The organism is Streptomyces sp. NPDC042259, assembly GCF_055582085.1.
Genome location: NZ_JBVJDW010000007.1, coordinates 94020 through 117197 on the forward strand (window position 1 = coordinate 94020; position 23178 = coordinate 117197).

Genomic DNA, 23178 nt, shown 5'->3' on the forward strand with positions numbered 1-23178 from the left:
GTACGCTCGGGACTCCTCATGGTGAAAAAGCGACACGAACCCGATCCGGGACGCGAAGGCGGTGACGGCGGCGGCCGTCCGGCCGTGGTCGAGCTGACCTACCGCGCCCCGCCCGGCACCCCGGCGGGTGTGGAGGTGATGACCCTCGCCAAGTTGCGCGCCCGTGCCCCCGAAGGGCTGCTGGGCAAGCCGCAGCGGCTGGACTTCCACCAGATCGTCGTCGTGCGCTCGGGGTCCGCCGGGCACACCGTCGACTTCACCGGCTACTGGCTGGAAGCGGGCTCGGTGCTGTGGGTGCGGCCCGGGCAGGTGCAGCAGTTCGGCGAGGTGACGGGGATCGAGGGGGACGTGATCCTCGTCCAGCCCGGTTTCCTCTCCCCCGGCACAGCCGTCGCCGCGGTGGCCGACGACCCGTTCCGCCCGGTGCTGTGGCAGCCCGTCGGCGAGGACCACGAGGCCGTCTTCCGGACGGTGGGGCATCTGGCGGCCGACTTCCGCACCGGCGGGGCGCTGCCCGCCGACGTCCACACCGATGTGCTGCGGCATCTGCTGTCGGTCCTCGTGCTGCGGCTGGCGCATCTGACGACACCGGTGGGCAGTGGGGTGCCCGCTCCGGGCGATGCCTTCCTGCGGTTCCGCGCGGCCGTCGAGCGGGACTTCGCCGACCGCCACCGCGTCGCCGACTACGCGCGGGCGCTCGGCTACTCCACCCGCACCCTGTCGCGGGCGACGCTGGCGGCCGCGGGGGTGGGGGCCAAGGAGTTCATCGACCGGCGGGTGATGCTGGAGGCCAAACGGCTGCTCGCGCACAGTGAGCTGCCGGCCGTCCGGATCGCCGGGCGGCTCGGTTTCGACGACGCCGCGAACTTCTCCAAGTTCTTCCAGCACCGGGCCGGTCTCTCGCCCGGTGCCTTCCGCGCGGTGCTGCGCCCGCCGCCGGAGCCCGGTCAGCCCGTATAGCGCGGGTGCATCAGGGTCGACGGCAGCAGCCCCGGTTCGCGGCCGTGCCCGGCGGCGCGGCCCGCCGCGGCCAGCGTCGTGGGGGTCAGGGTCCGCACATAAGGGCGGTCGGGGGCCAGGCGCAGCCGGACGGGCTCCCGGGAGGCCAGGAGGAAACCCCAGGCCTTCGCCGGCCCGTCCCCCGTCCCGTGCCGCACGGCCGATCGCCGCGCGGTGGTGCGCTCCAGTTCGCCGGAGGGGCCGTCGCCCCTGCCGTCGACCCGGTAGGCCACGGTGTGCAGCCCCACGGAGCGGACCGTGGCGTCCACCGTCCAGAAGGTGTGGGGGCGGGCCATCGGGCCGGCGTGGACCGCGAGCCGGCCGCCGGGCGCCAGCCGGCGGGCCGCGAGGCCGTAGAACTCCTGGGAGTACAGCTTGGTGCTGGCCGTGAGCCCGGGGTCGGGCAGGTCGGAGACCAGCACGTCGTACGGGCCCCGGTCGTGGCCGCCGCGCAGCCAGGCGAAGGCGTCGGCGACGACGACCCGCACCCTGGGGTCGTGGAAGGCGGACCGGTTGAGGGCGGCGAGGTCGGGGTCGGTGCGGGCCAGCCGGACCACGTCGGCGTCCAGCTCGACGACGGTCACCGAGGTGACATCCCGGTAGCGCAGGACCTCGCGCAGGGCGAGGCCGTCACCGCCGCCGAGGACGAGAACCCGCCGGTGCGGTCCGTCCATCGCGGGGTGCACGAGCCCTTCGTGGTAGCGGAGTTCGTCGCCGCCGCTGACCCGCAGCCGTCCGTCCAGGAACAGCGACAGCGGCCGGCCGCTGCCCTTGCCGCCCGTGAGCACGACTTCCTGGACGGGGGTGCGCACGGCGACCCGGACGTCCGCGCCGTACACGGCGTGCCGCGCGGCCCGCTCGAAGGGGCCGCTGAGCACCGAGCAGGCCGCCAGCAGCACCAGCACCAGGCCGTTGAGGGCGACGAGGGCCCAGCGGGACCGGTTGCTCAGGTCCTGGCGGAAGAGCCACAGCACCAGCGCCCCGCCCGCGACCGCGTTGACGCCGCCGGTCAGCAGCGCGCCGGTCAGCTGCCCCAGCACGGGCAGCAGCAGGAACGGGAAGGCCAGCCCGCCGACGAGGGCGCCCACGTAGTCGGCGGCGAAGAGATCGGCGACGGCGCCGCCCGCGTCCTGGCGCCGGATGCGCTGGATGAGGGTCATCAGCAGCGGCACCTCGGCGCCGATCAGGATGCCGATGACGAGCGAGAAGCCCACCAGCGGCAGCCGGGTCTGGCCGTACCAGGCGAAGCACGCGTACAGCGCCATGGCCGACAGCCCGCCGGTCAGCGCGAGCGCCGCCTCGACGGCCGCGAAGCCCAGCGCGGCGCGGGGCCGCAGCCGTTTGGCGAGCAGCGAGCCGATGCCCATCGCGAAGACCATCACCGACAGCACGACCGAGGCCTGGGTGACGGAGTCCCCGATCAAATACGAGGCCAGGGCGACCAGTTCCAGCTCGTACACCAGGCCGCAGGCGGCGCAGACGAAGACGGTGGTCAGGACGGAGAAACGGCCGAGCCCGGCCGGTACGGGCAGTCGCGCGGGCACCGGGCGGTAGATCATGACCGGAACGCTACGTCACGATCTCGGCACCCCTCGTCACCCACACGAGTGTATTCGCGTGACCTGCCGCCCGGCGGCCCCATGGAGGGCTGCATTCCGCTCGGCGGCCGGGCCGTCGGCGCTCAGTGGGGCACGCCCACGCGCAGCCCCACCCTGGTCCGGGTGGCCACCAGCCGGCCCTCCTGCGGATAGGCGTGCCAGGTGCGCCAGCTGATCTGGCCGTCCTGCCGCTGGGCCAGCAGCGCGGTGAAGGCGTGCGGGCTGCCCGGAAACGTTCCGGCCAGACCGTGCGGGTGCTCGGCGACCAACGCCAGCAACTCCTGTGCGCGCCCCGCGAAGGAGCCCTGCGAAAGCGTCTCGACGCGCGCGGCGAATTCGTACTCCCACGAGCCGACGCGTTTGGCTACGCCCAGCGGCAGGGGGGTGCTGCTGCCCGGCATGCAGGCGACGGTCTCGGAGCAGGTACCGGCCTCCTCTTCGAGCAGAACCTGGTGGGAGGCGCCGAGCAGGCGCAATTGGACGGCGGAGTCGGCGAGTCGCAGATCGAGTACGGCCAGCGCGGGAAGGGGACCCTTCCCCAGACACCAGGCGAGATCGGCGGCGCGGGTATCGGTGTAGGAGGTCTTGAGGGTGGTGAGCATGGGTCGGCTCCGCATAGCACGCAGTGGAGGGTGGGCCGGCCCGCCCAGAGCGAGGTCCAGGATCGTGGCGCGCCGGCTCATGCCCACATTGGAGGTTCATGGGGTCCGAGGACAGTGATTCCGAAGATTCCGAGGAGTCGTCTCTGGACGTGTCTCTGAATGAGAGGGAATCATGAAATGAGCTGCGCCCACAGCCTTTTTACCCATCTCATCATGATTTCCATCCATGAGAGGGCCGGGCAGTTCACCTGTTCACCATCATTGCGCGCCCGGCGGACCGCCGGGATCCCCCCGGGATCCACCGGGCGCATATGCGGTCAAGCACTGGCCGCTGGGAAATGTGGCCGATTAAACGGCATTTACGCAGCACTAAGTAGCTTCGCCACTGCGGTGCGTACCGATTCTTCTCGCTTGCAGAAGGAGAAACGCACCAGATAGGACGGCGCATTGGGGCGCACATAGAAGGCGGACGTCGGAATTGCCACCACCCCGGCGCGCGACGGGAGTTCACGGCAGAACCGCACGCCGTCCGGGTAACCCCACCCCCGGACGTCGGCCTGTACGAAATATCCGGCGTCCGCCCGATAGGGACGCAGCCCCGCACGGGCCAGCCCGTCGGTCAGCACGTCGCGGTTGTGGCGCAGCGTTCCGCGCAGCCCGGCCGCCCACTCCTCCACCTCGCCCAGCATCCGCGCGATCGCCTCCTGGTACGGCGTGCCGGTGGCGTAGGTGAGGAACTGCTTGGCGGCGGCGACGGCGGCCACCAGCGGCGCCGGGCCGCAGACCCAGCCGATCTTCCAGCCGGTGACGTTGAAGGTCTTGCCCGCGGAGGAGATCGTGAGCGTCCGCTCCCGCATGCCGGGCAGCGCGGCGAGGGTGCGGTGCCGGGCGTCGCCGTAGACGAGGTGTTCGTAGACCTCGTCGGTCACCACCGTCAGATCGTGTTCCCGGCAGACGTCGGCGACGGCGGCCAGTTCCTCGGCGGTGAAGACCTTGCCGGTGGGGTTGTGCGGGCTGTTGAGCAGCAGCACCCGCGAGCGCGGGGTGACGGCGGCGCGCAGCGCGTCCGGGTCCAGCACGAAGGTGTCGCCGGACAGCTCCAGCGGCACGGGCACCAGATGGGCCCCCGCCAGATGGGCTCCGGCCGGGTAGGCGTCGTAGCAGGGGTCGAAGGCCAGGACCTCGTCGCCGGGGTCGCACAGCGCGAGCAGCGCCGCCGCGAGCGCCTCGGTGGCACCGGTGGTGATCAGCACCTCCCCGGCGGGCCGGTACTCCAGCCCGTACCGCGCGCGCTGGTGTGCGGCGACCGCCTCGCGCAGCGCCGGGAATCCGGCCGCGGGCGGGTACTGGTTGCCGCCCGCGAGGACGGCCGCCGCGACGTCCTTCAGCAGGATGGCGGGGCTGTCCAGCTCGGGGACGCCCTGGCCCAGGTTGACCGCGCCCGTGGCCCGCGCCAGCTCGGTCATCTCCGTGAAGACCGAGGTGCCCAGGTGCCGCACCCGCGCCGCCGGGTTCCAGTCCGTGTTCATGCGTTCCCGCTTTCCGTCGAGGGCGGCCCGAGGCGTCCGTCGTGACGTCTGTTTTGTTGTGCCGCCGCCCAGTTGAGGCCCGCGCCACCCGTGCCGCGGGTGGCGCGGGCCTCACGATAGGCGGGGGCCGGGCGGGGCGCACCGGTGCCCGGCGCCGGGCCGGCACAGGTCGAGCACAGGTCCCGGCCCGGCGCCGCGCCGACACGCGGCGGTGCCGCCGAGCGGGTGGAAGGCACACCACGTACGGGCGTTCCGTCTCGCGCGCGCGAGACGCGAGCCGCATGGTCGGTATGCCGGGGCGTCAGCCGTCCGGCGTGCTCACCCCCGCCGCGTCCGCACCGGAGGTGCCCCCGTGTCCGCCGACACCGCCGTGTCCGTACGAGGCCAGCGGCCGCGCCCCGCCGCCCGCGACAGCCGTACCCGGCTGCCGGACCGGGTGCGGGCGGCGCTGCGCCGGGCCGCGCCCGCGCTCGCGCTCTACACCGCCGCGCGGCTGACGGGGATGTCGGTGATGGCCGGGTGGGCGTGGTGGACCGGGCGGCATCCGCGCGGGCTGCTCGGGCACTCCTGGGACGGCATCTGGTACGCCGGCATCGCCCGCAACGGCTACGGCCTGTCCGTCCCCTCGTCCCACAGTCCCGGCGTGGTCTTCAACGACCTGGCGTTCTTCCCGCTCTTCCCCGGTCTGGTGCGGCTGGTGGCGGCCGTGCTGCCGGTCGGGGTGGTCAGTGCCGGGCTGATCGTCGCCTGGACCGCGGCCGGGGTCGCGGCCTGGGGCATCTACGCGGTCGGGGAGCGGCTGCACGGGCAGCGGGTGGGCACCCTGCTCGTCCTGCTGTGGGGCCTGCTGCCGCACGCGATCGTGCAGTCGATGGCGTACACCGAGACGCTGATGACCGCGTTCGCCGCGTGGGCGCTGTACGCGGCCGTCACCGGCCGGCCGCTGTGGGCCGGGGCGCTCGCCCTGCCGGCCGGGCTGTCACGGCCCAACGCCATCGCGGTGGCCGCCGCCGTCGCCCTGACGGCGGTGGTCGCGGTGTGCCGGGACGCGCGGGCCCGCGCGGACTGGCGGGTGTGGGCGGGCGCGGCGCTCGCCCCGCTGGGCTGGTGCGGCTACGTCGCCTGGGCGGGGTGGCGCTTCGGGGGCGGCCCCTTCGGCTACTTCGAGGTGCAGCGGCTGTGGGGGTCGCGGTTCGACTTCGGGGCGGACGCGATGCGGTTCATCGGGCACCTGTTCGTCGCCCGGGACTACCTGGCGTACTACATGACGGTGGCGATCCTGGCGGTGGCGCTGATCGCGCTGGTCCTGCTCGCCCTGGACCGCCCGCCGACGGCGGTGCTCGTCTACGCGCTGGTGCTCTTCGTCATCGCGGTCGGCGGCTCCAGCTACTTCGCCTCCAAGCCCCGCTTCCTGCTGCCCGCGTTCCCGCTGCTGCTCCCGGCGGCGGTGGGAATGGCGAGAGCCCGGCCGCGCACCGTCGTCGTGACGGTCGGCGCGCTGGCCGGGCTCTCGTTCTTCTACGGGACGTATCTGCTGACGGTCGCCCGCATCCCGATGTGACGCGCGCCGCCGCCCCGGGGGGCGTGGCGCCCGCCGGGGCGCGTGCGGGCGGGCTCAGGCCTCGTCGTCGCCCGGCTTCTCGTCACCGGACTCCACGTCGGCCTCCAGGCCGAGCGCCTCGATGAGCCACTTGTCGAACTCGATCGAGGCCCGCACCCAGCTGACCGTGCTGGAGACGAAGTGCTCCAGCGACACACCGACGCCGATCAGCATCTGCGCCTCGCCGATGAGGCGGACGCCGCCGTCGTCGTTGGTGTGCGTGTACACCTTCGGCCACAGGGTGCGGCGGTTCCAGTCGTCGATGACCTCGAGGAGCCGGGCCTTCTCCTCGATGCCGTGCGGCCGGTCGTAGAAGGTCCGGACGGAGAAGACCTGCTGCTCCTCCTCGCCACGGAACATGAAGTACGTGCGGAACTGCTCCCACGGCGCGGCGAGGTCGCCCTCGTCGTCGACGACGTACTTCAGCTCCATCTGCTCGAGGAGCTGCTTGACCAGGTCCTGGTCGGGGATGACGGGGCCAGTCGGGCCCGCCTCCTGCGGTTCGGGCTGGCCCCCGAAATTCGGAATCGAGGACGGGTCGATGCTCACCGTGAATTTCCCTTCGTACGGTTCTTGCCATCCTCCCCCACACCCGCCCCGTCACCGCAACCCCGTCAGCCCGCCGATCCTGTCGTGGCGGCCGGGGCGACGGTCAGCTCGGAGCCGTCCGGTGCGAGGTCGACGCGGACGGTGTCGCCGTCGCGGACGTCCCCGGCGAGGATCGCCCGGGCGAGCCGGTCCCCGATGGCGGTCTGGATCAGACGCCGCAGCGGGCGGGCGCCGTAGCTCGGGTCGGGAGCGGCGCTCTCCGGCGCGGCCGGGTCGTGGCCGAGGGCGGCGAGCCAGCGCAGCGCGGCGTCGGTCACGTCCAGGGTAAGCCGCCGGTCGGTGAGACGGCGCTGGAGCAGACCGATCTGGAGGCGGGCGATCCGCTCCAGCTCGTCCGTCCCCAGGGTGTGGAAGACCACCAGGTCGTCGAGGCGGTTGAGGAACTCCGGCCGGAAGGAGGACCGGACCGTCTCCAGGACCTTCGTCTTCTTCTGGTCGTCCTTGAGCAGCGGGTCCACCAGGTAGGAGGAGCCGAGGTTGGAGGTGAGGATCAGGATGGTGTTCCGGAAGTCGACCGTCCGGCCCTGGCCGTCGGTGAGCCGGCCGTCGTCGAGGACCTGGAGCAGGACGTCGAAGACCTCGTGGTGGGCCTTCTCCACCTCGTCCAGGAGGACGACCGTGTACGGGCGCCGCCGCACCGCCTCGGTGAGCTGGCCGCCCTCCTCGTAGCCCACGTAGCCGGGCGGCGCGCCGACCAGCCGGGCGACGGAGTGCTTCTCGCCGTACTCGCTCATGTCGATGCGGGTCATGGCCCGCTCGTCGTCGAAGAGGAAGTCCGCGAGCGCCTTGGCCAGCTCGGTCTTGCCGACGCCGGTCGGGCCGAGGAAGAGGAACGAGCCGGTCGGCCGGTCGGGGTCGGCGATACCGGCCCGCGAGCGGCGCACGGCGTCGGAGACGGCCCGGACGGCCTCGCCCTGGCCGATCAGCCGGCGGCCCAGCTCCTCCTCCATGCGCAGCAGCTTCTGCGTCTCGCCCTCCAGCAGCCGGCCGGCCGGGATGCCGGTCCAGGAGGCGACGACGTCGGCGATGTCGTCCGGGCCGACCTCCTCCTTGACCATGAGGTCCTTGGCGGCCGCTTCCTGTTCCGCCTCCGCCTCGGCCTCCGCGGCCGCCTCCAGCTCGCGCTCCACGGCCGGGATCTCGCCGTACAGCAGCTTGGAGGCGGCGTCGAAGTCACCGTCGCGCTGGGCGCGCTCGGCCTGGCCGCGCAGGTCGTCCAGGCGCTCCTTCAGCTCACCGACGCGGTTGAGGGACTGCTTCTCCTTCTCCCAGCGGGCGGTCAGGCCGCGCAGCTCCTCCTCCTTGTCGGCGAGGTCGCGGCGCAGCTTCTCCAGCCGCTGCACGGAGCCGGGGTCGGTCTCGTTGTCGATCGCCAGCTCCTCCATCTTCAGCCGGTCGACGGCGCGCTGCAGCTCGTCGATCTCGACGGGCGAGGAGTCGATCTCCATGCGCAGCCGGGAGGCGGCCTCGTCGACCAGGTCGATGGCCTTGTCCGGCAGGAAGCGGGAGGTGATGTAGCGGTCGGAGAGGGTGGCCGCGGCGACCAGCGCGGAATCCGCGATCTGCACCTTGTGGTGCGCCTCGTACCGGCCCTTGAGCCCGCGCAGGATCGCGATGGAGTCCTCGACGGACGGCTCGGCGACCAGCACCTGCTGGAAGCGCCGTTCCAGGGCGGCGTCCTTCTCGATCCGCTCGCGGTACTCGTCGAGCGTCGTCGCGCCGACCATCCGCAGCTCGCCGCGGGCCAGCATGGGCTTGAGCATGTTGCCCGCGTCCATGGCGGAGTCGCCGCCGGCGCCCGCGCCGACGACGGTGTGCAGCTCGTCGATGAAGGTGATGATCCGGCCGTCGCTGGACTTGATCTCGGCGAGGACGGTCTTGAGCCGCTCCTCGAACTCGCCGCGGTACTTCGCGCCCGCGACCATCGCGCCCAGGTCGAGCGAGACGAGCCGCTTGTTCTTCAGCGACTCGGGCACATCGCCCTTCACTATCCGCTGCGCGAGGCCCTCCACGACGGCGGTCTTGCCGACGCCGGGCTCGCCGATGAGCACCGGATTGTTCTTCGTCCGCCGCGAGAGCACCTGCACCACGCGGCGGATCTCCTGGTCCCGGCCGATGACCGGGTCGAGCCGGCCCTCGCGCGCGGCCGCCGTGAAGTCCGTGCCGAACTTCTCCAGCGCCTTGTAGGTGCCCTCCGGATCCGGAGTCGTCACTCGCTGTCCGCCCCTCGCGGTCTCGAACGCGTCCAGCAGCCTCTTGGCCGTGGCGCCCTGCTGTTCCATCAGCTCACCGGTCCGCCCGCCCTTGGCGGCCAGAGCGATGAGCAGGTGTTCGGTGGAGAGATAGTCGTCGCCCAGCTCGCGGGCCCGCTGCGAGGCGTCCGCGATCGTGGCGAGCAGTTCCCGGTCGGGCCGCGGCGGCGACACGGTGGCCCCCTGCACGCTCGGCAGGGCGCCGAGCTGCCGCTCCGCCCCGGACCGCAGCGCCGCGGCGTCGGCCCCGACGGCGACGAGCAGATCCATGACGTTCTCGTTGTCCTCGCCCGCGAGCAGGGCGAGCAGCAGGTGCGCGGGCGTCATGTCCGCGTGGCCACCGGTCACGGCCCGCTCATGGGCGCGGCTGAGCGCCTCCTGGCTCCTGTTGGTCAGCTCGGCATCCACGGCTCGGGCTCCTCCTCTGGCTCGCCGACGGTCCTTGAGGTCGTTCCTTGCTGAGGTCAACCTGCGATAAGTTGAGTCTATTCCACTCAAGGTTGCTTTGGCAGTCGCCCGGACGGTCGCTTCGCCGTGGCGGCACGCTGTGGGCGCCCCCGGCCGTGTGCCCGTCCCTCCCGCGAGTGAACCCCCGGTTCCCGGCTCCCGCCACCTCGCCCGCACGCGCCGATTACGCTGCCGGACATGGCCCAGGACCTCCGCAATCCCGATCCCGCCTATCTCGACTTCTGGCGCGAGTACCACCTCTGCACCCTCACCACACCCCGCCCGGACGGCACCCCGCACGTCGTCCCGGTCGGCGTCACGTACGACCACGAGGCCGGCGTGGCCCGCGTCATCACCCGCAAGACCAGCACCAAGGTCGCCAACGTCCAGGCCTGCGGGCCCGACGGCGCCCACGTCGCCGTCTGCCAGCTGGACCGGGGGCGCTGGGCGACGCTGGAGGGGCGCGCGGTGGTGCGCACCGAGGCCGCCGTCGTCGCCGACGCCGTCGCCCGCTACGCCGAGCGCTACGGCCGCACGCCCGCCCCGAACCCCGAGCGCGTCGTCATCGAGATCACGGTGAGCCGGGCCATGGGCCGGGCCTGAGGCGAACGCGCGAGGGCCGACGGAACAGATCGTTCCGTCGGCCCTCGCGTACATGGCGGTCCGGTGTCCCCGAAGGTGCCCTCAGTCCGAGCCCTGCCGCCGCGGCCGCCAGACGACCAGCGCGCTGGTCTGCTGCACGTCCTGGTACGGCACCAGGTCACGGCGGTAGGAGGCGTGCACCGCGGCCTCGCGCTGCTGCATGGCCGTGGCCGCGCCCTCGACCATCGCCTGGAGCTCGGCGGCGCGCGCCTTGAGCGCGGCCACCTGGTTCTCCAGCTCGATGATGCGCTTGATGCCCGCCAGGTTGATGCCCTCGTCCTGGCTGAGCTGCTGCACCTGGCGCAGCTGCTCGATGTCGCGCGCCGAGTAGCGCCGGCCGCGCCCGGCCGTACGGTCGGGGGAGACCAGGCCGAGGCGGTCGTACTGGCGGAGCGTCTGCGGGTGGAGGCCCGAGAGCTGAGCCGCGACGGAGATGACGTAGACCGGCGACTCGTCGGTCAGCTGATACGGCTGTGCTGGTTCGAAACGTCGTCGGCGGCCGTCCATCTCAAGCTCCCTTCGCGGCCTGGAACAGCTCCGCCCGCGGATCCTCGTCGGCCGTCGCGTCGCGGTAGGCCTCCAGGGCCTCCCGCGCCTTGTCGCCGAGGTCCTTGGGCACGGCGACCTCGACGGTGACCAGCAGGTCGCCGCGGGTGCCGTCCTTGCGCACCGCGCCCTTGCCGCGGGCGCGCATGGTCCGGCCGTTCGGGGTGCCGGCCGGCAGTTTGAGGGTGACCGGGGGGCCGCCCAGGGTGGGCACCTTCACCTCGCCGCCGAGCGTCGCCTCCACGTAGGAGACGGGCACGGTGACGGTGAGGTTGTCGTCCTTGCGCCCGAAGACCGGGTGCGTGCCGACGTGGACCACCACGTAAAGATCGCCGTTGGGCCCGCCGCGCTCGCCCGGGGCCCCCTTGCCGCGCAGCCGGATCCGCTGCCCGTCGGAAACTCCCGACGGGATGCGGACCTGCATGGTCCGGGCGGACGTGGCCCGTCCGCTGCCCTTGCACACGTCGCAGGGGTTCTCGGGGATGAGCCCGCGGCCCCGGCAGTCGGGGCAGGGGTCGGTCAGCGAGAAGCCGCCGCCCGCGCCGTGCGAGACCTGGCCGGTGCCGACGCAGGTCGGGCAGACCCGCGGCGTCCCGTTCTTGTCGCCCGTGCCGGAGCACGCCTTGCACGCGGCGGAGGAGGACATCCGCAGCGGGACCGTGGCCCCGTCCACCGCCTCGGTGAAGCTGAGCGTCACCTCGGACTCGATGTCCTGACCGCGCCGCGGCTGGGTACGGGTGCCCGAGCCGCCGCGGTTGAAGAGGCCGCCGAAGACGTCCCCGAGACCACCGCCGCCGAAGCCGCCGGCGCCCGCTCCGCCCTGGGCGCCCCCGAAGAGGTCGCCCAGGTCGAAGTTGAAGGAGCCGCCGCCCGCGCCGCCCGGCCCCGGGCGGAAGCCGCCGTTGCCGAACAGGGCGCGGGCCTCGTCGTACTCCTTGCGGCGCTTGGGGTCGGCGAGGACGTCGTTCGCCTCGGAGATCTCCTTGAAGCGGTCCTCGGCCTTGGCGTCGCCCTTGTTGGCGTCCGGGTGGTACTCGCGGGCGAGCTTCCGGTACGCCTTCTTGATCTCGGCCTCGGTGGCGTCCTTGGGCACGCCGAGGACCTTGTAGTAGTCCTTCTCGACGAAGTCCTTCGTGCTCATCCCCGGCGTCCCTCCTTCCGGTCCCCGCTGTGCGTCATCACGTCCCGCGCGTCAGCCCTTTTCAGGGCCACCGCTCTCCTCGGCCGCGTCCTCGTCGCCCTCGCCCTTCTGGGCGCCGGGCTGCGGCTCGGCCACGGCGACCCGCGCGGGGCGGATCGTCCGTTCGCCGATCCGATACCCCGGCTGCAGGATCTGCACGCACGTGGTCTCGGTGACGTCCGGCGCATAGCTGTGCATCAGGGCCTCGTGCACCAGCGGGTCGAAGGGCTCGCCCTCCTTGCCGAACTGCTGCAGGCCCATCTTGGCGACGACCGTCTCCAGCGACTCGGCGACGGACTTGAAGCCGCCGACCAGCTCGCCGTGGTCACGGGCGCGGCCGATGTCGTCGAGCGTGGGAAGGAGTTCGGACAGGAGGTTCGCGACCGCGATCTCCTTGACCGTGACCCGGTCCCGCTCCACCCGGCGACGGTAGTTCTGGTACTCGGCCTGGAGCCGCTGGAGGTCCGCGGTGCGCTCGGCGAGCGCGGAGCGGGCCTGGTCCAGCTGTGCCGTCAGGGCCGTGTCCCGGGCGGCGGCCTCGGCGGCCGGTCCGTCCGGACCTTCGGTCGGTGCGTCCCCAGCCGGGGCCTCCGGGGCCGCCTTGTCGGCGGACCCGGCGGCCTGTGCCGCATCGTCGGGGGCTGCGGCGTCGGAGGGGACGTCGGGCTTCTCCTCGAAGCCCGGGGTCTCCTCCGTCACGCGGCACCGTCCTTCTTGGGCTTCTCGTCGTCCACGATCTCGGCGTCGACGACGTCGTCCTCGGGCTTGGCCTGGCCGGCGCCCTCGGCACCCGGGGCACCCTCGGCGCCACCCGCGGCCTGCGCGTCGGCGTACATGGCCTGGCCGAGCTTCTGGCTGACCGCGGCGACCTTCTCGGTCGCGGTGCGGATCTCGGCCGTGTCCTCGCCCTTGAGCTTCTCCTTCAGCTCGCCGACAGCGGTCTCGACCTCGGTCTTGACGTCGGCCGGGACCTTCTCCTCGTTGTCCTTGAGGAACTTCTCGGTCTGGTAGACGAGCTGCTCGGCCTGGTTGCGGGTCTCGGCGGCCTCGCGGCGGCGGTGGTCCTCCTCCGCGTACTGCTCGGCCTCCTGGCGCATCCGGTCGACCTCGTCCTTGGCGAGCGAGGAGCCGCCGGTGACGGTCATCTTCTGCTCCTTGCCCGTGCCCAGGTCCTTCGCGGTCACGTGCATGATGCCGTTGGCGTCGATGTCGAAGGTGACCTCGATCTGCGGGACGCCACGCGGGGCCGGCGGCAGGCCGGTCAGCTCGAACATGCCGAGCTTCTTGTTGTACGCCGCGATCTCGCGCTCGCCCTGGTAGACCTGGATCTGCACGGACGGCTGGTTGTCCTCGGCCGTCGTGAAGATCTCGGAGCGCTTGGTCGGGATCGTGGTGTTGCGCTCGATGAGCTTCGTCATGATGCCGCCCTTGGTCTCGATACCAAGCGACAGCGGGGTGACGTCGAGCAGCAGGACGTCCTTGACCTCGCCCTTGAGGACACCGGCCTGGAGGGCGGCACCGATGGCGACGACCTCGTCCGGGTTGACGCCCTTGTTGGCGTCCTGACCGCCGGTCAGCTCCTTGACCAGCTCGGCGACGGCCGGCATACGGGTCGAGCCGCCGACGAGGACCACGTGGTCGATCTCGGACAGCGCGATGCCGGCGTCCTTGATGACGTTGTGGAACGGGGTCTTGCAGCGGTCGAGCAGGTCCGCGGTCAGCTGCTGGAACTGGGCGCGGGTGAGCTTCTCGTCCAGGTGCAGCGGGCCCTCGGCGGACGCCGTGATGTAGGGCAGGTTGATCGAGGTCTCGGTGGACGAGGACAGCTCGATCTTCGCCTTCTCGGCGGCCTCGCGGAGGCGCTGGAGGGCCATCTTGTCCTTGGACAGGTCCACGCCGTGGCCGTTGGCGAACTGCTTCACCAGGTAGTCGACGACGCGCTGGTCCCAGTCGTCACCACCGAGGTGGTTGTCACCGTTGGTGGCCTTCACCTCGACGACGCCGTCACCGATCTCGAGCAGCGAGACGTCGAAGGTGCCGCCACCGAGGTCGAAGACCAGAATGGTCTGGTCGTCCTTGTCGAGGCCGTAGGCCAGGGCGGCGGCGGTCGGCTCGTTGACAATACGCAGGACGTTGAGGCCCGCGATCTCACCGGCCTCCTTGGTCGCCTGACGCTCGGAGTCGTTGAAGTACGCCGGTACGGTGATGACCGCGTCGACGACCTTCTCACCCAGGTAAGCCTCGGCGTCACGCTTCAGCTTCTGCAGGATGAAGGCGCTCATCTGCTGCGGGTTGAAGTCCTTGCCGTCGATGCCGATCTTCCAGTCGGTGCCCATGTGGCGCTTGACCGACCGGATGGTCCTGTCGACGTTGGTGACGGCCTGGCGCTTGGCGACCTCGCCGACCAGCACCTCGCCGTTCTTCGCGAAGGCGACGACGGACGGCGTGGTCCTGGCGCCCTCGGCGTTGGTGATGACGGTGGGCTCACCGCCTTCGAGAACACTGACGACGGAGTTCGTCGTACCCAGGTCGATGCCGACCGCACGTGCCATGACTTTCCTCCAGCTGACTTGAGTGGAACAGACTCAAGAGTGCAACACGACGGCAAACCTGTCAACGGACCTGAGTCGGGCCCACTCAACTTTTATGTCAGCCTTACCGTCACTGGCGGCACCCGGAGGACGTCGCGCGACGGGGAAGGGTTGCCTGCGCGATACAGATCACCGGCACGTCAGGTTCATGCACGGCCGAATCCTGGGTAATCTCGGCTGGGACTGGATAAGTTACTGCTTAGTAATTCGCTCTCCACAAGCTCTGGAAGGTTCGAGGAGCCCCCCATGCAACTCGCCGCGATCATCGTGTCGCTGGTCCTCATCGCGGTCGGTGTTGCGCTGCTGGGCCGCGCCGTCGCGCAGTTCGTCCGATACTTCCGGCTCGGTGCGCCGGTCCCCGCCGGGACCCGCACCGACGAGCCGGTCCAGCGCACGGTCACCGTGGCCAAGGAATTCCTCGGCCACACCCGTATGAACAAGTGGGGCGTCGTCGGCGTCGCGCACTGGTTCGTGGCGGTCGGCTTCTTCTCGCTGCTGCTGACCATCGTCAACGCCATCGGCCAGCTCTTCCAGGCCGACTGGCTGATCCCCGTCATCGGCGACTGGCTGCCGTGGGAGATCTTCGTCGAGTTCCTCGGCCTGATGACGACGCTCGGCATCCTCGCCCTGATCGTCATCCGGCAGCTGAGCAAGCCCGGCAAGGCGGGCCGCAAGTCCCGCTTCGCGGGCTCCAACTTCGGCCAGGCGTACTTCGTCGAGGCCGTCATCCTCATCGTCGGCGTCTGCATCATGACGCTGCACGCCCTGGAGGGCGTCCAGCACGGCGTCGAGAGCTACGACGCCGGCTACTTCGCCTCCTACCCGCTGGTCCTGGCCTTCAAGGGCCTGAGCCTCGGCGCCGTGCAGAACCTGACGTACCTCTTCGCGATGATCAAGATCGCGACGTCGTTCATCTGGATGATCACGGTCTCGCTGAACATCGACATGGGCGTGGCCTGGCACCGCTTCCTCGCCTTCCCCAACATCTGGTTCAAGCGCGAGGCCGACGGCGACGTCGCCCTCGGCGCGCTCCTGCCGATGGTCAGCGACGGCAAGCCGATCGACTTCGAGGACCCGGGCGAGGACGACCAGTTCGGCGTCTCCCAGGTCGAGCACTTCTCCTGGAAGGGCCTCCTCGACTTCTCCACCTGCACCGAGTGCGGGCGCTGCCAGTCGCAGTGCCCCGCCTGGAACACCGGCAAGCCGCTGTCGCCGAAGCTGCTGATCATGGCGCTGCGCGACCACTCGCACGCCAAGGCGCCCTACCTGCTCGCGGGCGGCGGCAAGACCGCCGAGGGCGAGGAGAAGGCCACCGAGGAGCAGCTGAAGGACGTCCCGGCCGCCGCGCTGGCGGAGGCCGAGCGCCCGCTGATCGGCACCCTCGAGGAAAACGGCGTCATCGACCCGGACGTCCTGTGGTCCTGCACCACCTGCGGCGCCTGCGTCGAGCAGTGCCCGGTCGACATCGAGCACATCGACCACATCGTCGACATGCGCCGCTACCAGGTGATGATCGAGAGCTCCTTCCCGTCCGAGGCGGGCACGATGCTCAAGAACCTGGAGAAGAAGGGCAACCCCTGGGGCCTGGCCAAGAAGCAGCGCCTGGCGTGGACCAAGGAGGTCGACTTCGAGGTCCCGGTCGTCGGCAAGGACATCGAGGACCTCACCGAGGTCGACTACCTCTACTGGGTCGGCTGCGCCGGCGCCCTGGAGGACCGCGCCAAGAAGACCACCAAGGCCTTCGCGGAGCTGCTGCACATCGCGGGCGTGAAGTTCGCGATCATGGGCGGCGACGAGGCGTGCACCGGTGACTCGGCCCGCCGCCTGGGCAACGAGTTCCTCTTCCAGCAGCTCGGCCAGCAGAACGTCGAGATGCTGAACATGGCGTTCGGCGAGGACGGCGACGACGCGTCGACGAAGAAGCCGAAGTCCAAGAAGCGGATCGTCGCGACCTGCCCGCACTGCTTCAACACGATCGCGAACGAGTACCCCCAGCTGGGCGGCGAGTTCGAGGTCATCCACCACACGCAGCTGCTCCAGCACCTCATCGACGAGGGCAGGCTCGTCCCCGTCACCCCGGTCGAGGGTCTGATCACCTACCACGACCCCTGCTACCTGGGCCGGCACAACAAGGTCTACACACCGCCGCGCGAGATCATCGCGAAGGTGCCGGGACTGCGCAACGAGGAGATGCACCGTCACAAGGAGCGTGGCTTCTGCTGCGGCGCCGGTGGCGCGCGCATGTGGATGGAAGAGCGCATCGGCAAGCGCATCAACAACGAGCGCGTCGACGAGGCACTGTCCCTCAACCCGGACATCGTCTCCACCGCCTGCCCCTTCTGCCTTGTCATGCTGACCGACTCGGTCAACGGCAAGAAGAACGACGGCAAGGCCAAGGAGTCGATCCAGGTCGTCGACGTCGCCCAGCTGCTGCTGGAGTCGGTGAAGACCCCGGAGGAGCCCTCCGACGCCGGCGAGCCCGCCGTCGAGCCGGAGCCGGAGCCGGCGAAGTAGCCACCCGGTCCGTACGGCGACGGCCGGTCCCCCGCGCATCGCGGGGGACCGGCCGTCGCCGTATGTGCGTGGGACGATGATGACGTATGCGCCCGCACCCGGCAGGAGCCACGCCATGGATTACGCCCGCATGTACGCCATCGCCCAAGAGCTGATGCGGCACGCGCCGGATCCGGTCGCCGGTGTCGAGATCGACGGCGCGGGGATCTTGATGATGATGTCCCCGTCCCGGCCACACGAACTGATCGCGATGCGACTGCGCCGTCAGCTGGACCGGCAGCTCACGGATGGCCTGGTGGCGCACACCGGCGGCGAAGTGGAAGAGCCCTCACTCGGCAAGCTTCGTCGGCCGGATCTGCTCGTCGTGCCGGAAGAGATCTTCGCCGAAGAGACGATGGCCCCCTTCCGCCCGCACGACTTGGCCATGGTCGCCGAGATCGTCTCCCCGTCCAACCACGTCAACGACTACGCGCAGAAGATGCACGACTACCCCGCCATGGGCATCCCCCTGTATCTCCTGGTCGATCCCCGCAAGGGCACCCTGTCGGTGATGTCCGACCCGCAGGGCGTCGACGCGGACGGCCTGCGCTGCTACCGCGCCCGGCACGACTACGTCTTCGGCGACACCGTCGAGGTCGGCCCGTGGACGGTCGACAGCACCGAATTTCCGCTGTACGGCTCCTGATGTACGGCTCCCGGCGCCGAGGCCGTGGCGCTGTGATCGCTTGACCTCAAGCGTGGTTGAGTTCCTAGCGTTTGCCGCATGACGACCACGGCACCCGCGAGCCCCGACAGCCCTCTCCAGCCTTCACAGCCGATCGGCTACTGGAGCACGGCCGCCAGCAAGGCGGTCCTGCGGCACATCCAGCGCCGGATGGCCCATCTGGACATCACCCAGCCGCACTGGTGGGTGATGAACCACACGGCCGACGGCGGCGTCAGCCGTGCCGAGCTGCGCGAGCGGCTGGCGGAATTCACCGACGACGGCGCCGAGATGGTGGGCCGCGCGGCCGACGCCCTGGTCGCCCGGGGCTGGATCGCCGCCGACGCCGACGGCCTCCTGCACCTCACGGACGCCGGGCGGGAAGCCCGGGCCCAAATCGGGGCGGTCGTCGCCGAGCTGCGCGCGGAGATCCACGAGGGCATCGCGGACGAGGAGTACGTGGCCGCGCTCGACGTCCTGCGGCGAATGATCCGCAACGTCGCCGCCCTGGATCCCGAGGCGTAGGCCACAAGTACCGCACGGGGCACCGAAACCCTCCCGCCGTCCCGCCCGCCCCGGAGCTTTCCCCTAAGGGATGTCACAGCTCGGCCGCAAAGACCGCCCGGTTCCCCCGGCCCCGGCTCCACGGGCTCTCCGGAGCGGGTACGTTCGAAGCGTGGCTGGATTCAGGATGGGACGCGGACGGGACGCGCACGGCACCCGCCCCGCACAACAAGGACAGCGCCCCGGGCAGCAGACCCCGTACGGCGCCCCCGGCGGCATGCCCGGGGGCGGCGCGGGCGCGCCCGGCGGGCAGCAGTGGCAGCGGCAGGGCGGGCACGGCGAGCCGGAGTACTTCGGGGGCGGCGGCGGCAACGGGGGCGCTCCCGGCCCGTACGGTCAGTACGACCCGTACGGCCAGGCCCCCCAGGACCCGTATTACGGCGGGCATCCCCAGCCCGGCCCGACGGCCGACAACCCGGGCCACACCCAGCAGTTCAGCGTCGGCGAGGCGGACGCGTACGGCCACCAGGCCCCGTACGCGCCGTACGGTGACGACGGCTACGGCAACGGCTCGTACGACAACGGCTCCTACGACGACGGCGCGACCTACCGCGCCGGTCAGACGCCCGCCCCGCCCGTCGGCCCGCGGCTGCACTGGAAGGAGCTGCTGACGGGCATAGTCCTGCGCCCGTCCGCCACCTTCTGGCAGATGCGCGACCACGCCATGTGGGCCCCGGCCCTGATCGTCACGTTCGTCTACGGCCTGCTCGCGGTCTTCGGCTTCGACAAGGCCCGCGCGGACGTATTGAACGCCACTCTCTCCAACAGCATCCCGTGGGTCCTGATCACCGGCGTGGTCGTGGTGGTCTCCGGCCTGATCCTCGGCGCGGTCACCCACACCCTGGCCCGCCAGCTCGGCGGTGACGGCGAGTGGCAGCCGACGATCGGCCTGTCGATGCTGCTCATGTCGGTCACGGACGCGCCGCGTCTGCTCTTCGCGATGTTCCTGGGCGGCGACAGCCCGTTCGTCCAGGTGCTGGGCTGGGCGACCTGGCTGGTGGCGGGCGCGCTGTTCACGTCGATGGTGAGCAAGTCGCACGACCTGCCGTGGCCGAAGGCGCTGGGCGCGTCGGCGATCCAGCTGATCGCCCTGCTGTCGATCATCAAGCTGGGCACGCTGTAGCCCGGCCGCCGACGACAAAGGGCCCCGGCCCGCGCTCGAAGCGCGGCCGGGGCCCTTGTCGTGAGGGGTGCCGCTTACGCGTCGAGGACCTGGCCCTCTCGGCGGACCACCGGGGGCTCGACGCTCCACGGGAAGTTGATCCACTCGTCGGTGCGCTTCCACACGTACTCGCACTTCACCAGCGAGTGCGCCTTCTCGTAGATCACGGCGCTGCGGACCTCGGCGACGTGGTCGAGGCAGAAGTCGTGCACCAGCTTCAGCGTCTTGCCGGTGTCGGCGACGTCGTCCGCGATCAGCACCTTCTTGTTGGAGAAGTCGATCGCGTTGGGCACGGGGGCGAGCATGACCGGCATTTCGAGCGTGGCGCCCACACCGGTGTAGAACTCCACGTTCACCAGGTGGATGTTCTTGCAGTCCAGCGCGTACGCCAAGCCGCCCGCGACGAAGACGCCGCCGCGCGCGATGGAGAGGATTATGTCCGGCTCGTAGCCGTCGTCCGCGATGGTCTGCGCCAGCTCACGGATGGCCTCCCCGAAGATCGGGTAGGTCAGGTTCTCGCGGATGTCACTCACTGTTCGCTCTTCGCCTTGTTCTGCGTCAGACCTGGGTGCGGTGGAAGTTCTGGAAGGACCGCGAGGGCGTCGGCCCGCGCTGGCCCTGGTAACGGGAGCCGTGCTTGGCGGAGCCGTACGGGTGCTCGACGGGTGAGGTCAGCCGGAACATGCACAGCTGCCCGATCTTCATCCCCGGCCAGAGCTTGATCGGCAGCGTGGCCATGTTCGACAGCTCCAGCGTCACGTGCCCGGAGAAACCGGGGTCGATGAAGCCGGCCGTGGAGTGCGTCAGCAGGCCGAGCCGGCCGAGGCTGGACTTGCCCTCCAGCCGCGAGGCCACGTCGTCGGGGAGGGTGATGACCTCGTACGTCGAGGCGAGCACGAACTCACCCGGGTGCAGGATGAAGGCCTCGTCGCCCTCCGGCACCACCTCGCGCGTGAGGTCGGCCTGCTCGACGGCGGGGTCGATGTGCGGGTACCGGTGGTTCTCGAACACCCGGAAGTAGCGGTCCAGACGCACGTCGATGCTCGACGGCTGCACCATCGATTCGTCGAATGGGTCGATCCGCACCCGGCCTGCGTCGATCTCGGTCCGGATGTCCTTGTCTGAGAGAAGCACGGGTCGAGGATACGCGGAGAAGCCGGGCAACGCGGGCCCGGTCCGCTCCGGACCGGGCCCGCGCGCCGCGTCACCCCTTCTCGACTCCCACCGGAACGGAATGCCGGAGCCGGGCACAGCGCGGGCAGCGCAGCAGCCGCGCGGGGCCGAGCCGGCCGGGACCGAGGTTCTGCATCGGGAACGAAGCGGTGCTGAACACGTGCCCTTCGGCACAACGAACGACGGTGCGCTCCATCGAGCTCCCTTTCCCCATGGCGGCACTCACTGCGTGCCTCCGGCACATACGAAAGACAAAAGCCACATTAGGGGATCTAAGGGGCGGGCCCGCACGCGGCACTCCCGTACCCGCACCCCGACTTCCGGCGCCCCCACGGTACGCCCCAACTCCCGCCCCCCGCGCCCGCATCCCCACCCCCGCGCCCCGAAGCCCTCCGAAGCCCGCCCACAACAAGAAGACCCCACGGCCCATGCGCCGGGGGGTCTTGATGGGGTACAGTGTGCGACGATGCGACGCCTTGAAAACGGGCGTCCTCGCGGGTGTAGTTTAATGGTAGAACATGAGCTTCCCAAGCTCAGAGCGCGAGTTCGATTCTCGTCACCCGCTCCATTCAGAAAGCCCCAGGCCATCAGCCCGGGGCTTCTTTGTTACCCGTCACTTCATATGCGGCAATCACCGGGCTTCCCCGACACCCGGCGGAATGATCGATCCGGTATCTCAGCCGCGACGTGCTCATCAGCCTGTGGCCTGTCCTGCGTCGCCGCCTCCTGGCGGGCGTTCTCGCAGTCGGCGCGTCTAGCCGCTGGTGCTCATGGGCGGCTACGCCGCGCAGGTGCGCACGGAGGTCGTCAGGCACGTCCCGGGCGCAGGTGGCGGGAGGCTGACAGGCAGGAGGACAGCCATGTCATCTCCGTCCGATTAATGATCAAACCGTCGACAGTGATCATTCCCTCCAGTTCGCCGTCCACCCGGATCGAATGATCGCCGACGCGGAACATCTGCCAGTCCGCGTCGCTGTGCCAGAGCCGGGCTTTCTTCTCGCCCGGGCGCTGGGCGAAGACGAGTTCTTCCCCGTGCTCGTTCATGAAGTAGCCGACATAGTCCTCGCCGGTGATCTCACCACCACAGAGGCGGGCCAGGAGCGGCTCGATCGCCGCAGGGGTGTCGTTCATGCCGTGGGCTCCTCGTTCGGGTCGGGGTCCTGCCGCGCCGACGAGAGGGCCAGCATCCGGGCCGCCGAATCCAGCAGGGTCTCGTATGTGATCACTTCTATGCGTGCCATGTGCGTGTTGTAGGTCCGCAACGTCTCCGCGATCTCCTGGGGCTCGACGCTCCCTTTCACGTATCGCGAATGCCCGATCACGACCGTCGCCGAAGCCCTGCGGGTGTCGACGCCGTACTGCGCGAGGATGGTCTGGCGGTTCTCGTCCATCACCCGGAGGTAATTCTGCGCCTGGGAGACTGCGTGGTGTGCGGGAGCGCCCAGCATCAAGTGGCCGCTGGGACGGATGACCAAGTCCTTGATGTTGGCGCGTTTGAGTTCCACCACGTGCAGGGATCCATCACCGCGCAGAAGCGGAATGTCGAGAATGGTGTCCGGGGTGTACTGGCGGCGGGCCAGCTCGGCCACGTAGGCGCCGCCGAAGATCCACTCCTGGTTCTTCAGACAGGCGTGGATAGCTCTCTCGGAGCTGTCAGGGTCGTCCACCGCCGCCCGCAGGGCCGAGAGGCCGGCCTGCCTGGCCTTCAGTTCGAGCAGTTGGGCCAGCAGTCCCACGTCGGCGTCCGCCAGTACGTCGCTCATCATCCGGGCGGCCTCGGCGGAGGCAGGTCGGGGCAGGTTTCGGAGGACTATCTCCATGTGCCCGTACTCCTGGAGCCGCTTCAGGTACTTGGTGGGCAGCTGGATGCCGCCCTCTCCGGTCCCGAGGCCCAGGTGGTCGGTGGACCGGGCGATGCCGTGGAAGAGGGCACGGGCATCGGCGGCGGTCGCGTGGGGGTTCTCGTCGCACAGAGCATCCACGAGAGACACCGCGCGCTCGGCACCCTCGGCGGCCAGCCGCCGCATGTGCTCCTCGCTGCGCCGCCGCGCCTCCTCGTCGTAGTAGTTCTCCAGGATTTCGAGGAAAAGTTCACCTCGGGCGTAGGCGGCGAAACGTTGAAAGCGCCGGGCGAACGCGATGTCCTCGTGTAGGAGCGCCTCTTGGGCGACGTCCTCCAAGGCGTCCACCAGCGGTCTGCCCTTGCCGTACGTCCCGCCGTAGCCGCCCATGATGCTCAACACCGCGTCGACGCGCCGCTGTACGGCCGCGTGCTCGGTGAGTTCTCGTGCCACCTGAACCATGCGCCAGAGCGTGAAACCGGATCGGAAATTCGCCATGCAGGGCACCCTAGAACCGGGCACTGACAACTCCCTCGGATCCTCGTGGCCCCTGGCCCTCGTCGAGGGTGCCGGGTCGCGACACCCCCAGCCCGGCAATCCGGGCCATGGGCGGAGAGCCTTGGCCG

The 23178-nt window shown here is 70.5% G+C and carries 21 protein-coding genes and 1 tRNA gene; 8 read left to right on the forward strand and 14 right to left on the reverse strand.

Annotated elements, in window-relative coordinates:
* Positions 1-18: 18 nt before the first annotated feature.
* Positions 19-960: a helix-turn-helix domain-containing protein gene (locus tag ACZ6MA_RS20175; protein WP_469435261.1), complete on the forward strand. Its 942-nt coding sequence runs from the start codon at positions 19-21 to the stop codon at positions 958-960.
* Here ACZ6MA_RS20175 and ACZ6MA_RS20180 read toward each other — a convergent pair.
* From ACZ6MA_RS20180 to ACZ6MA_RS20190, 3 genes are all read right to left on the reverse strand, one after another.
* Positions 948-2558, reverse strand: coding sequence for a polyamine aminopropyltransferase (locus ACZ6MA_RS20180; protein ID WP_469435262.1), 1611 nt, complete (start codon positions 2556-2558; stop codon positions 948-950). The genes ACZ6MA_RS20175 and ACZ6MA_RS20180 overlap by 13 nt on opposite strands.
* A 122-nt stretch (positions 2559-2680) precedes the next feature.
* Positions 2681-3199 carry a DUF2617 family protein gene (locus ACZ6MA_RS20185; RefSeq protein ID WP_469435489.1) on the reverse strand — a complete coding sequence of 173 codons (519 nt, stop codon included), beginning with the start codon at positions 3197-3199 and terminating at the stop codon, positions 2681-2683.
* 359 nt (positions 3200-3558) lie between these two features.
* Entirely contained in the window at positions 3559-4728 is a 1170-nt protein-coding gene (locus tag ACZ6MA_RS20190; protein ID WP_469435263.1) for an aminotransferase class I/II-fold pyridoxal phosphate-dependent enzyme, read from the reverse strand.
* A gap of 352 nt (positions 4729-5080) precedes the next feature.
* On the opposite strand from ACZ6MA_RS20190, the gene ACZ6MA_RS20195 reads away from it, so the two are divergent.
* Positions 5081-6289, forward strand: coding sequence for a hypothetical protein (locus ACZ6MA_RS20195; protein ID WP_469435264.1), 1209 nt, complete (start codon positions 5081-5083; stop codon positions 6287-6289).
* Positions 6290-6343: 54 nt separating this feature from the next.
* Here ACZ6MA_RS20195 and ACZ6MA_RS20200 read toward each other — a convergent pair whose 3' ends face one another.
* Both ACZ6MA_RS20200 and clpB read right to left on the reverse strand, forming a co-directional pair.
* Complete coding sequence (locus tag ACZ6MA_RS20200) at positions 6344-6877, reverse strand: YbjN domain-containing protein (protein ID WP_469435265.1); 534 nt, start codon at positions 6875-6877, stop codon at positions 6344-6346.
* 65 nt (positions 6878-6942) lie between these two features.
* Complete coding sequence (gene clpB / locus ACZ6MA_RS20205) at positions 6943-9597, reverse strand: ATP-dependent chaperone ClpB (RefSeq protein WP_469435266.1); 2655 nt, start codon at positions 9595-9597, stop codon at positions 6943-6945.
* A gap of 237 nt (positions 9598-9834) precedes the next feature.
* Here clpB and ACZ6MA_RS20210 point away from each other — a divergent pair, with 237 nt between their 5' ends.
* Positions 9835-10239, forward strand: coding sequence for a pyridoxamine 5'-phosphate oxidase family protein (locus ACZ6MA_RS20210; protein ID WP_469435267.1), 405 nt, complete (start codon positions 9835-9837; stop codon positions 10237-10239).
* An 81-nt stretch (positions 10240-10320) separates the two neighbouring features.
* Here the strand turns inward: ACZ6MA_RS20210 and ACZ6MA_RS20215 are convergent, their stop codons facing one another.
* The 4 genes from ACZ6MA_RS20215 to dnaK are packed head-to-tail and all read right to left on the reverse strand — an operon-like array spanning position 10321 to position 14556.
* Positions 10321-10785, reverse strand: coding sequence for a heat shock protein transcriptional repressor HspR (locus ACZ6MA_RS20215; protein WP_469435268.1), 465 nt, complete (start codon positions 10783-10785; stop codon positions 10321-10323).
* 1 nt (position 10786) lies between these two features.
* On the reverse strand, positions 10787-11965 hold the full coding sequence (gene dnaJ / locus ACZ6MA_RS20220) for a molecular chaperone DnaJ (protein ID WP_469435269.1): 1179 nt from the start codon (positions 11963-11965) through the stop codon (positions 10787-10789).
* A 51-nt stretch (positions 11966-12016) separates the two neighbouring features.
* On the reverse strand, positions 12017-12703 hold the full coding sequence (gene grpE / locus ACZ6MA_RS20225) for a nucleotide exchange factor GrpE (protein WP_469435270.1): 687 nt from the start codon (positions 12701-12703) through the stop codon (positions 12017-12019).
* A complete protein-coding gene (dnaK, locus tag ACZ6MA_RS20230; RefSeq protein WP_469435271.1) occupies positions 12700-14556 on the reverse strand; it encodes a molecular chaperone DnaK in 1857 nt (618 codons plus the stop codon). Before dnaK ends, grpE begins: the two co-directional genes overlap by 4 nt.
* Positions 14557-14841: 285 nt before the next feature.
* On the opposite strand from dnaK, the gene ACZ6MA_RS20235 reads away from it, so the two are divergent.
* The 4 genes from ACZ6MA_RS20235 to ACZ6MA_RS20250 all read left to right on the forward strand — a co-directional run bounded on the left by ACZ6MA_RS20235 (position 14842) and on the right by ACZ6MA_RS20250 (position 19499).
* Positions 14842-17109: a (Fe-S)-binding protein gene (locus tag ACZ6MA_RS20235; RefSeq protein WP_469435272.1), complete on the forward strand. Its 2268-nt coding sequence runs from the start codon at positions 14842-14844 to the stop codon at positions 17107-17109.
* A gap of 115 nt (positions 17110-17224) precedes the next feature.
* On the forward strand, positions 17225-17794 hold the full coding sequence (locus ACZ6MA_RS20240; RefSeq protein WP_469435273.1) for a Uma2 family endonuclease: 570 nt from the start codon (positions 17225-17227) through the stop codon (positions 17792-17794).
* A 78-nt stretch (positions 17795-17872) separates the two neighbouring features.
* Positions 17873-18337: a MarR family winged helix-turn-helix transcriptional regulator gene (locus ACZ6MA_RS20245; protein ID WP_469435274.1), complete on the forward strand. Its 465-nt coding sequence runs from the start codon at positions 17873-17875 to the stop codon at positions 18335-18337.
* 166 nt (positions 18338-18503) lie between these two features.
* Positions 18504-19499, forward strand: a complete 996-nt coding sequence (locus ACZ6MA_RS20250) for a Yip1 family protein (RefSeq protein ID WP_469435490.1) — start codon at positions 18504-18506, stop codon at positions 19497-19499.
* Positions 19500-19573: 74 nt separating this feature from the next.
* On the opposite strand, the gene ACZ6MA_RS20255 is transcribed toward ACZ6MA_RS20250, so the two are convergent.
* The 3 genes from ACZ6MA_RS20255 to ACZ6MA_RS20265 form a co-directional block, all read right to left on the reverse strand.
* A complete protein-coding gene (locus ACZ6MA_RS20255; protein WP_130878710.1) occupies positions 19574-20071 on the reverse strand; it encodes a phosphoribosyltransferase in 498 nt (165 codons plus the stop codon).
* 25 nt (positions 20072-20096) lie between these two features.
* Positions 20097-20672, reverse strand: a complete 576-nt coding sequence (gene dcd / locus ACZ6MA_RS20260) for a dCTP deaminase (RefSeq protein WP_030366976.1) — start codon at positions 20670-20672, stop codon at positions 20097-20099.
* A 70-nt stretch (positions 20673-20742) separates the two neighbouring features.
* The gene (locus tag ACZ6MA_RS20265; RefSeq protein WP_469435275.1) at positions 20743-20907 is read right to left on the reverse strand and encodes a hypothetical protein; all 165 of its coding nucleotides are present in this window, start codon (positions 20905-20907) and stop codon (positions 20743-20745) included.
* 298 nt (positions 20908-21205) lie between these two features.
* On the opposite strand from ACZ6MA_RS20265, the gene ACZ6MA_RS20270 reads away from it, so the two are divergent.
* Positions 21206-21279, forward strand: a tRNA-Gly gene (locus ACZ6MA_RS20270).
* 239 nt (positions 21280-21518) lie between these two features.
* Here ACZ6MA_RS20270 and ACZ6MA_RS20275 read toward each other — a convergent pair.
* Positions 21519-21842: a hypothetical protein gene (locus ACZ6MA_RS20275; RefSeq protein ID WP_469435276.1), complete on the reverse strand. Its 324-nt coding sequence runs from the start codon at positions 21840-21842 to the stop codon at positions 21519-21521.
* Positions 21839-23050: a Shedu anti-phage system protein SduA domain-containing protein gene (locus ACZ6MA_RS20280; RefSeq protein WP_469435277.1), complete on the reverse strand. Its 1212-nt coding sequence runs from the start codon at positions 23048-23050 to the stop codon at positions 21839-21841. Before ACZ6MA_RS20280 ends, ACZ6MA_RS20275 begins: the two co-directional genes overlap by 4 nt.
* Between the last annotated feature and the right edge of the window lie 128 nt (positions 23051-23178).

What these genes read in the sequence shown, in the direction of transcription:
- ACZ6MA_RS20175 (WP_469435261.1), top strand. Translation starts at nt 19, where the DNA reads ATGGTGAAAAAGCGACACGAACCCGATCCGGGACGCGAAGGCGGTGAC.
- ACZ6MA_RS20180 (WP_469435262.1), bottom strand. Translation starts at nt 2,558, where the DNA reads ATGATCTACCGCCCGGTGCCCGCGCGACTGCCCGTACCGGCCGGGCTC.
- ACZ6MA_RS20185 (WP_469435489.1), bottom strand. Translation starts at nt 3,199, where the DNA reads ATGCTCACCACCCTCAAGACCTCCTACACCGATACCCGCGCCGCCGAT.
- ACZ6MA_RS20190 (WP_469435263.1), bottom strand. Translation starts at nt 4,728, where the DNA reads ATGAACACGGACTGGAACCCGGCGGCGCGGGTGCGGCACCTGGGCACC.
- ACZ6MA_RS20210 (WP_469435267.1), top strand. Translation starts at nt 9,835, where the DNA reads ATGGCCCAGGACCTCCGCAATCCCGATCCCGCCTATCTCGACTTCTGG.
- ACZ6MA_RS20215 (WP_469435268.1), bottom strand. Translation starts at nt 10,785, where the DNA reads ATGGACGGCCGCCGACGACGTTTCGAACCAGCACAGCCGTATCAGCTG.
- dnaJ (WP_469435269.1), bottom strand. Translation starts at nt 11,965, where the DNA reads ATGAGCACGAAGGACTTCGTCGAGAAGGACTACTACAAGGTCCTCGGC.
- dnaK (WP_469435271.1), bottom strand. Translation starts at nt 14,556, where the DNA reads ATGGCACGTGCGGTCGGCATCGACCTGGGTACGACGAACTCCGTCGTC.
- ACZ6MA_RS20235 (WP_469435272.1), top strand. Translation starts at nt 14,842, where the DNA reads ATGCAACTCGCCGCGATCATCGTGTCGCTGGTCCTCATCGCGGTCGGT.
- ACZ6MA_RS20240 (WP_469435273.1), top strand. Translation starts at nt 17,225, where the DNA reads ATGGATTACGCCCGCATGTACGCCATCGCCCAAGAGCTGATGCGGCAC.
- ACZ6MA_RS20245 (WP_469435274.1), top strand. Translation starts at nt 17,873, where the DNA reads ATGACGACCACGGCACCCGCGAGCCCCGACAGCCCTCTCCAGCCTTCA.
- ACZ6MA_RS20250 (WP_469435490.1), top strand. Translation starts at nt 18,504, where the DNA reads ATGGGACGCGGACGGGACGCGCACGGCACCCGCCCCGCACAACAAGGA.
- ACZ6MA_RS20265 (WP_469435275.1), bottom strand. Translation starts at nt 20,907, where the DNA reads ATGGAGCGCACCGTCGTTCGTTGTGCCGAAGGGCACGTGTTCAGCACC.
- ACZ6MA_RS20275 (WP_469435276.1), bottom strand. Translation starts at nt 21,842, where the DNA reads ATGAACGACACCCCTGCGGCGATCGAGCCGCTCCTGGCCCGCCTCTGT.
- ACZ6MA_RS20280 (WP_469435277.1), bottom strand. Translation starts at nt 23,050, where the DNA reads ATGGCGAATTTCCGATCCGGTTTCACGCTCTGGCGCATGGTTCAGGTG.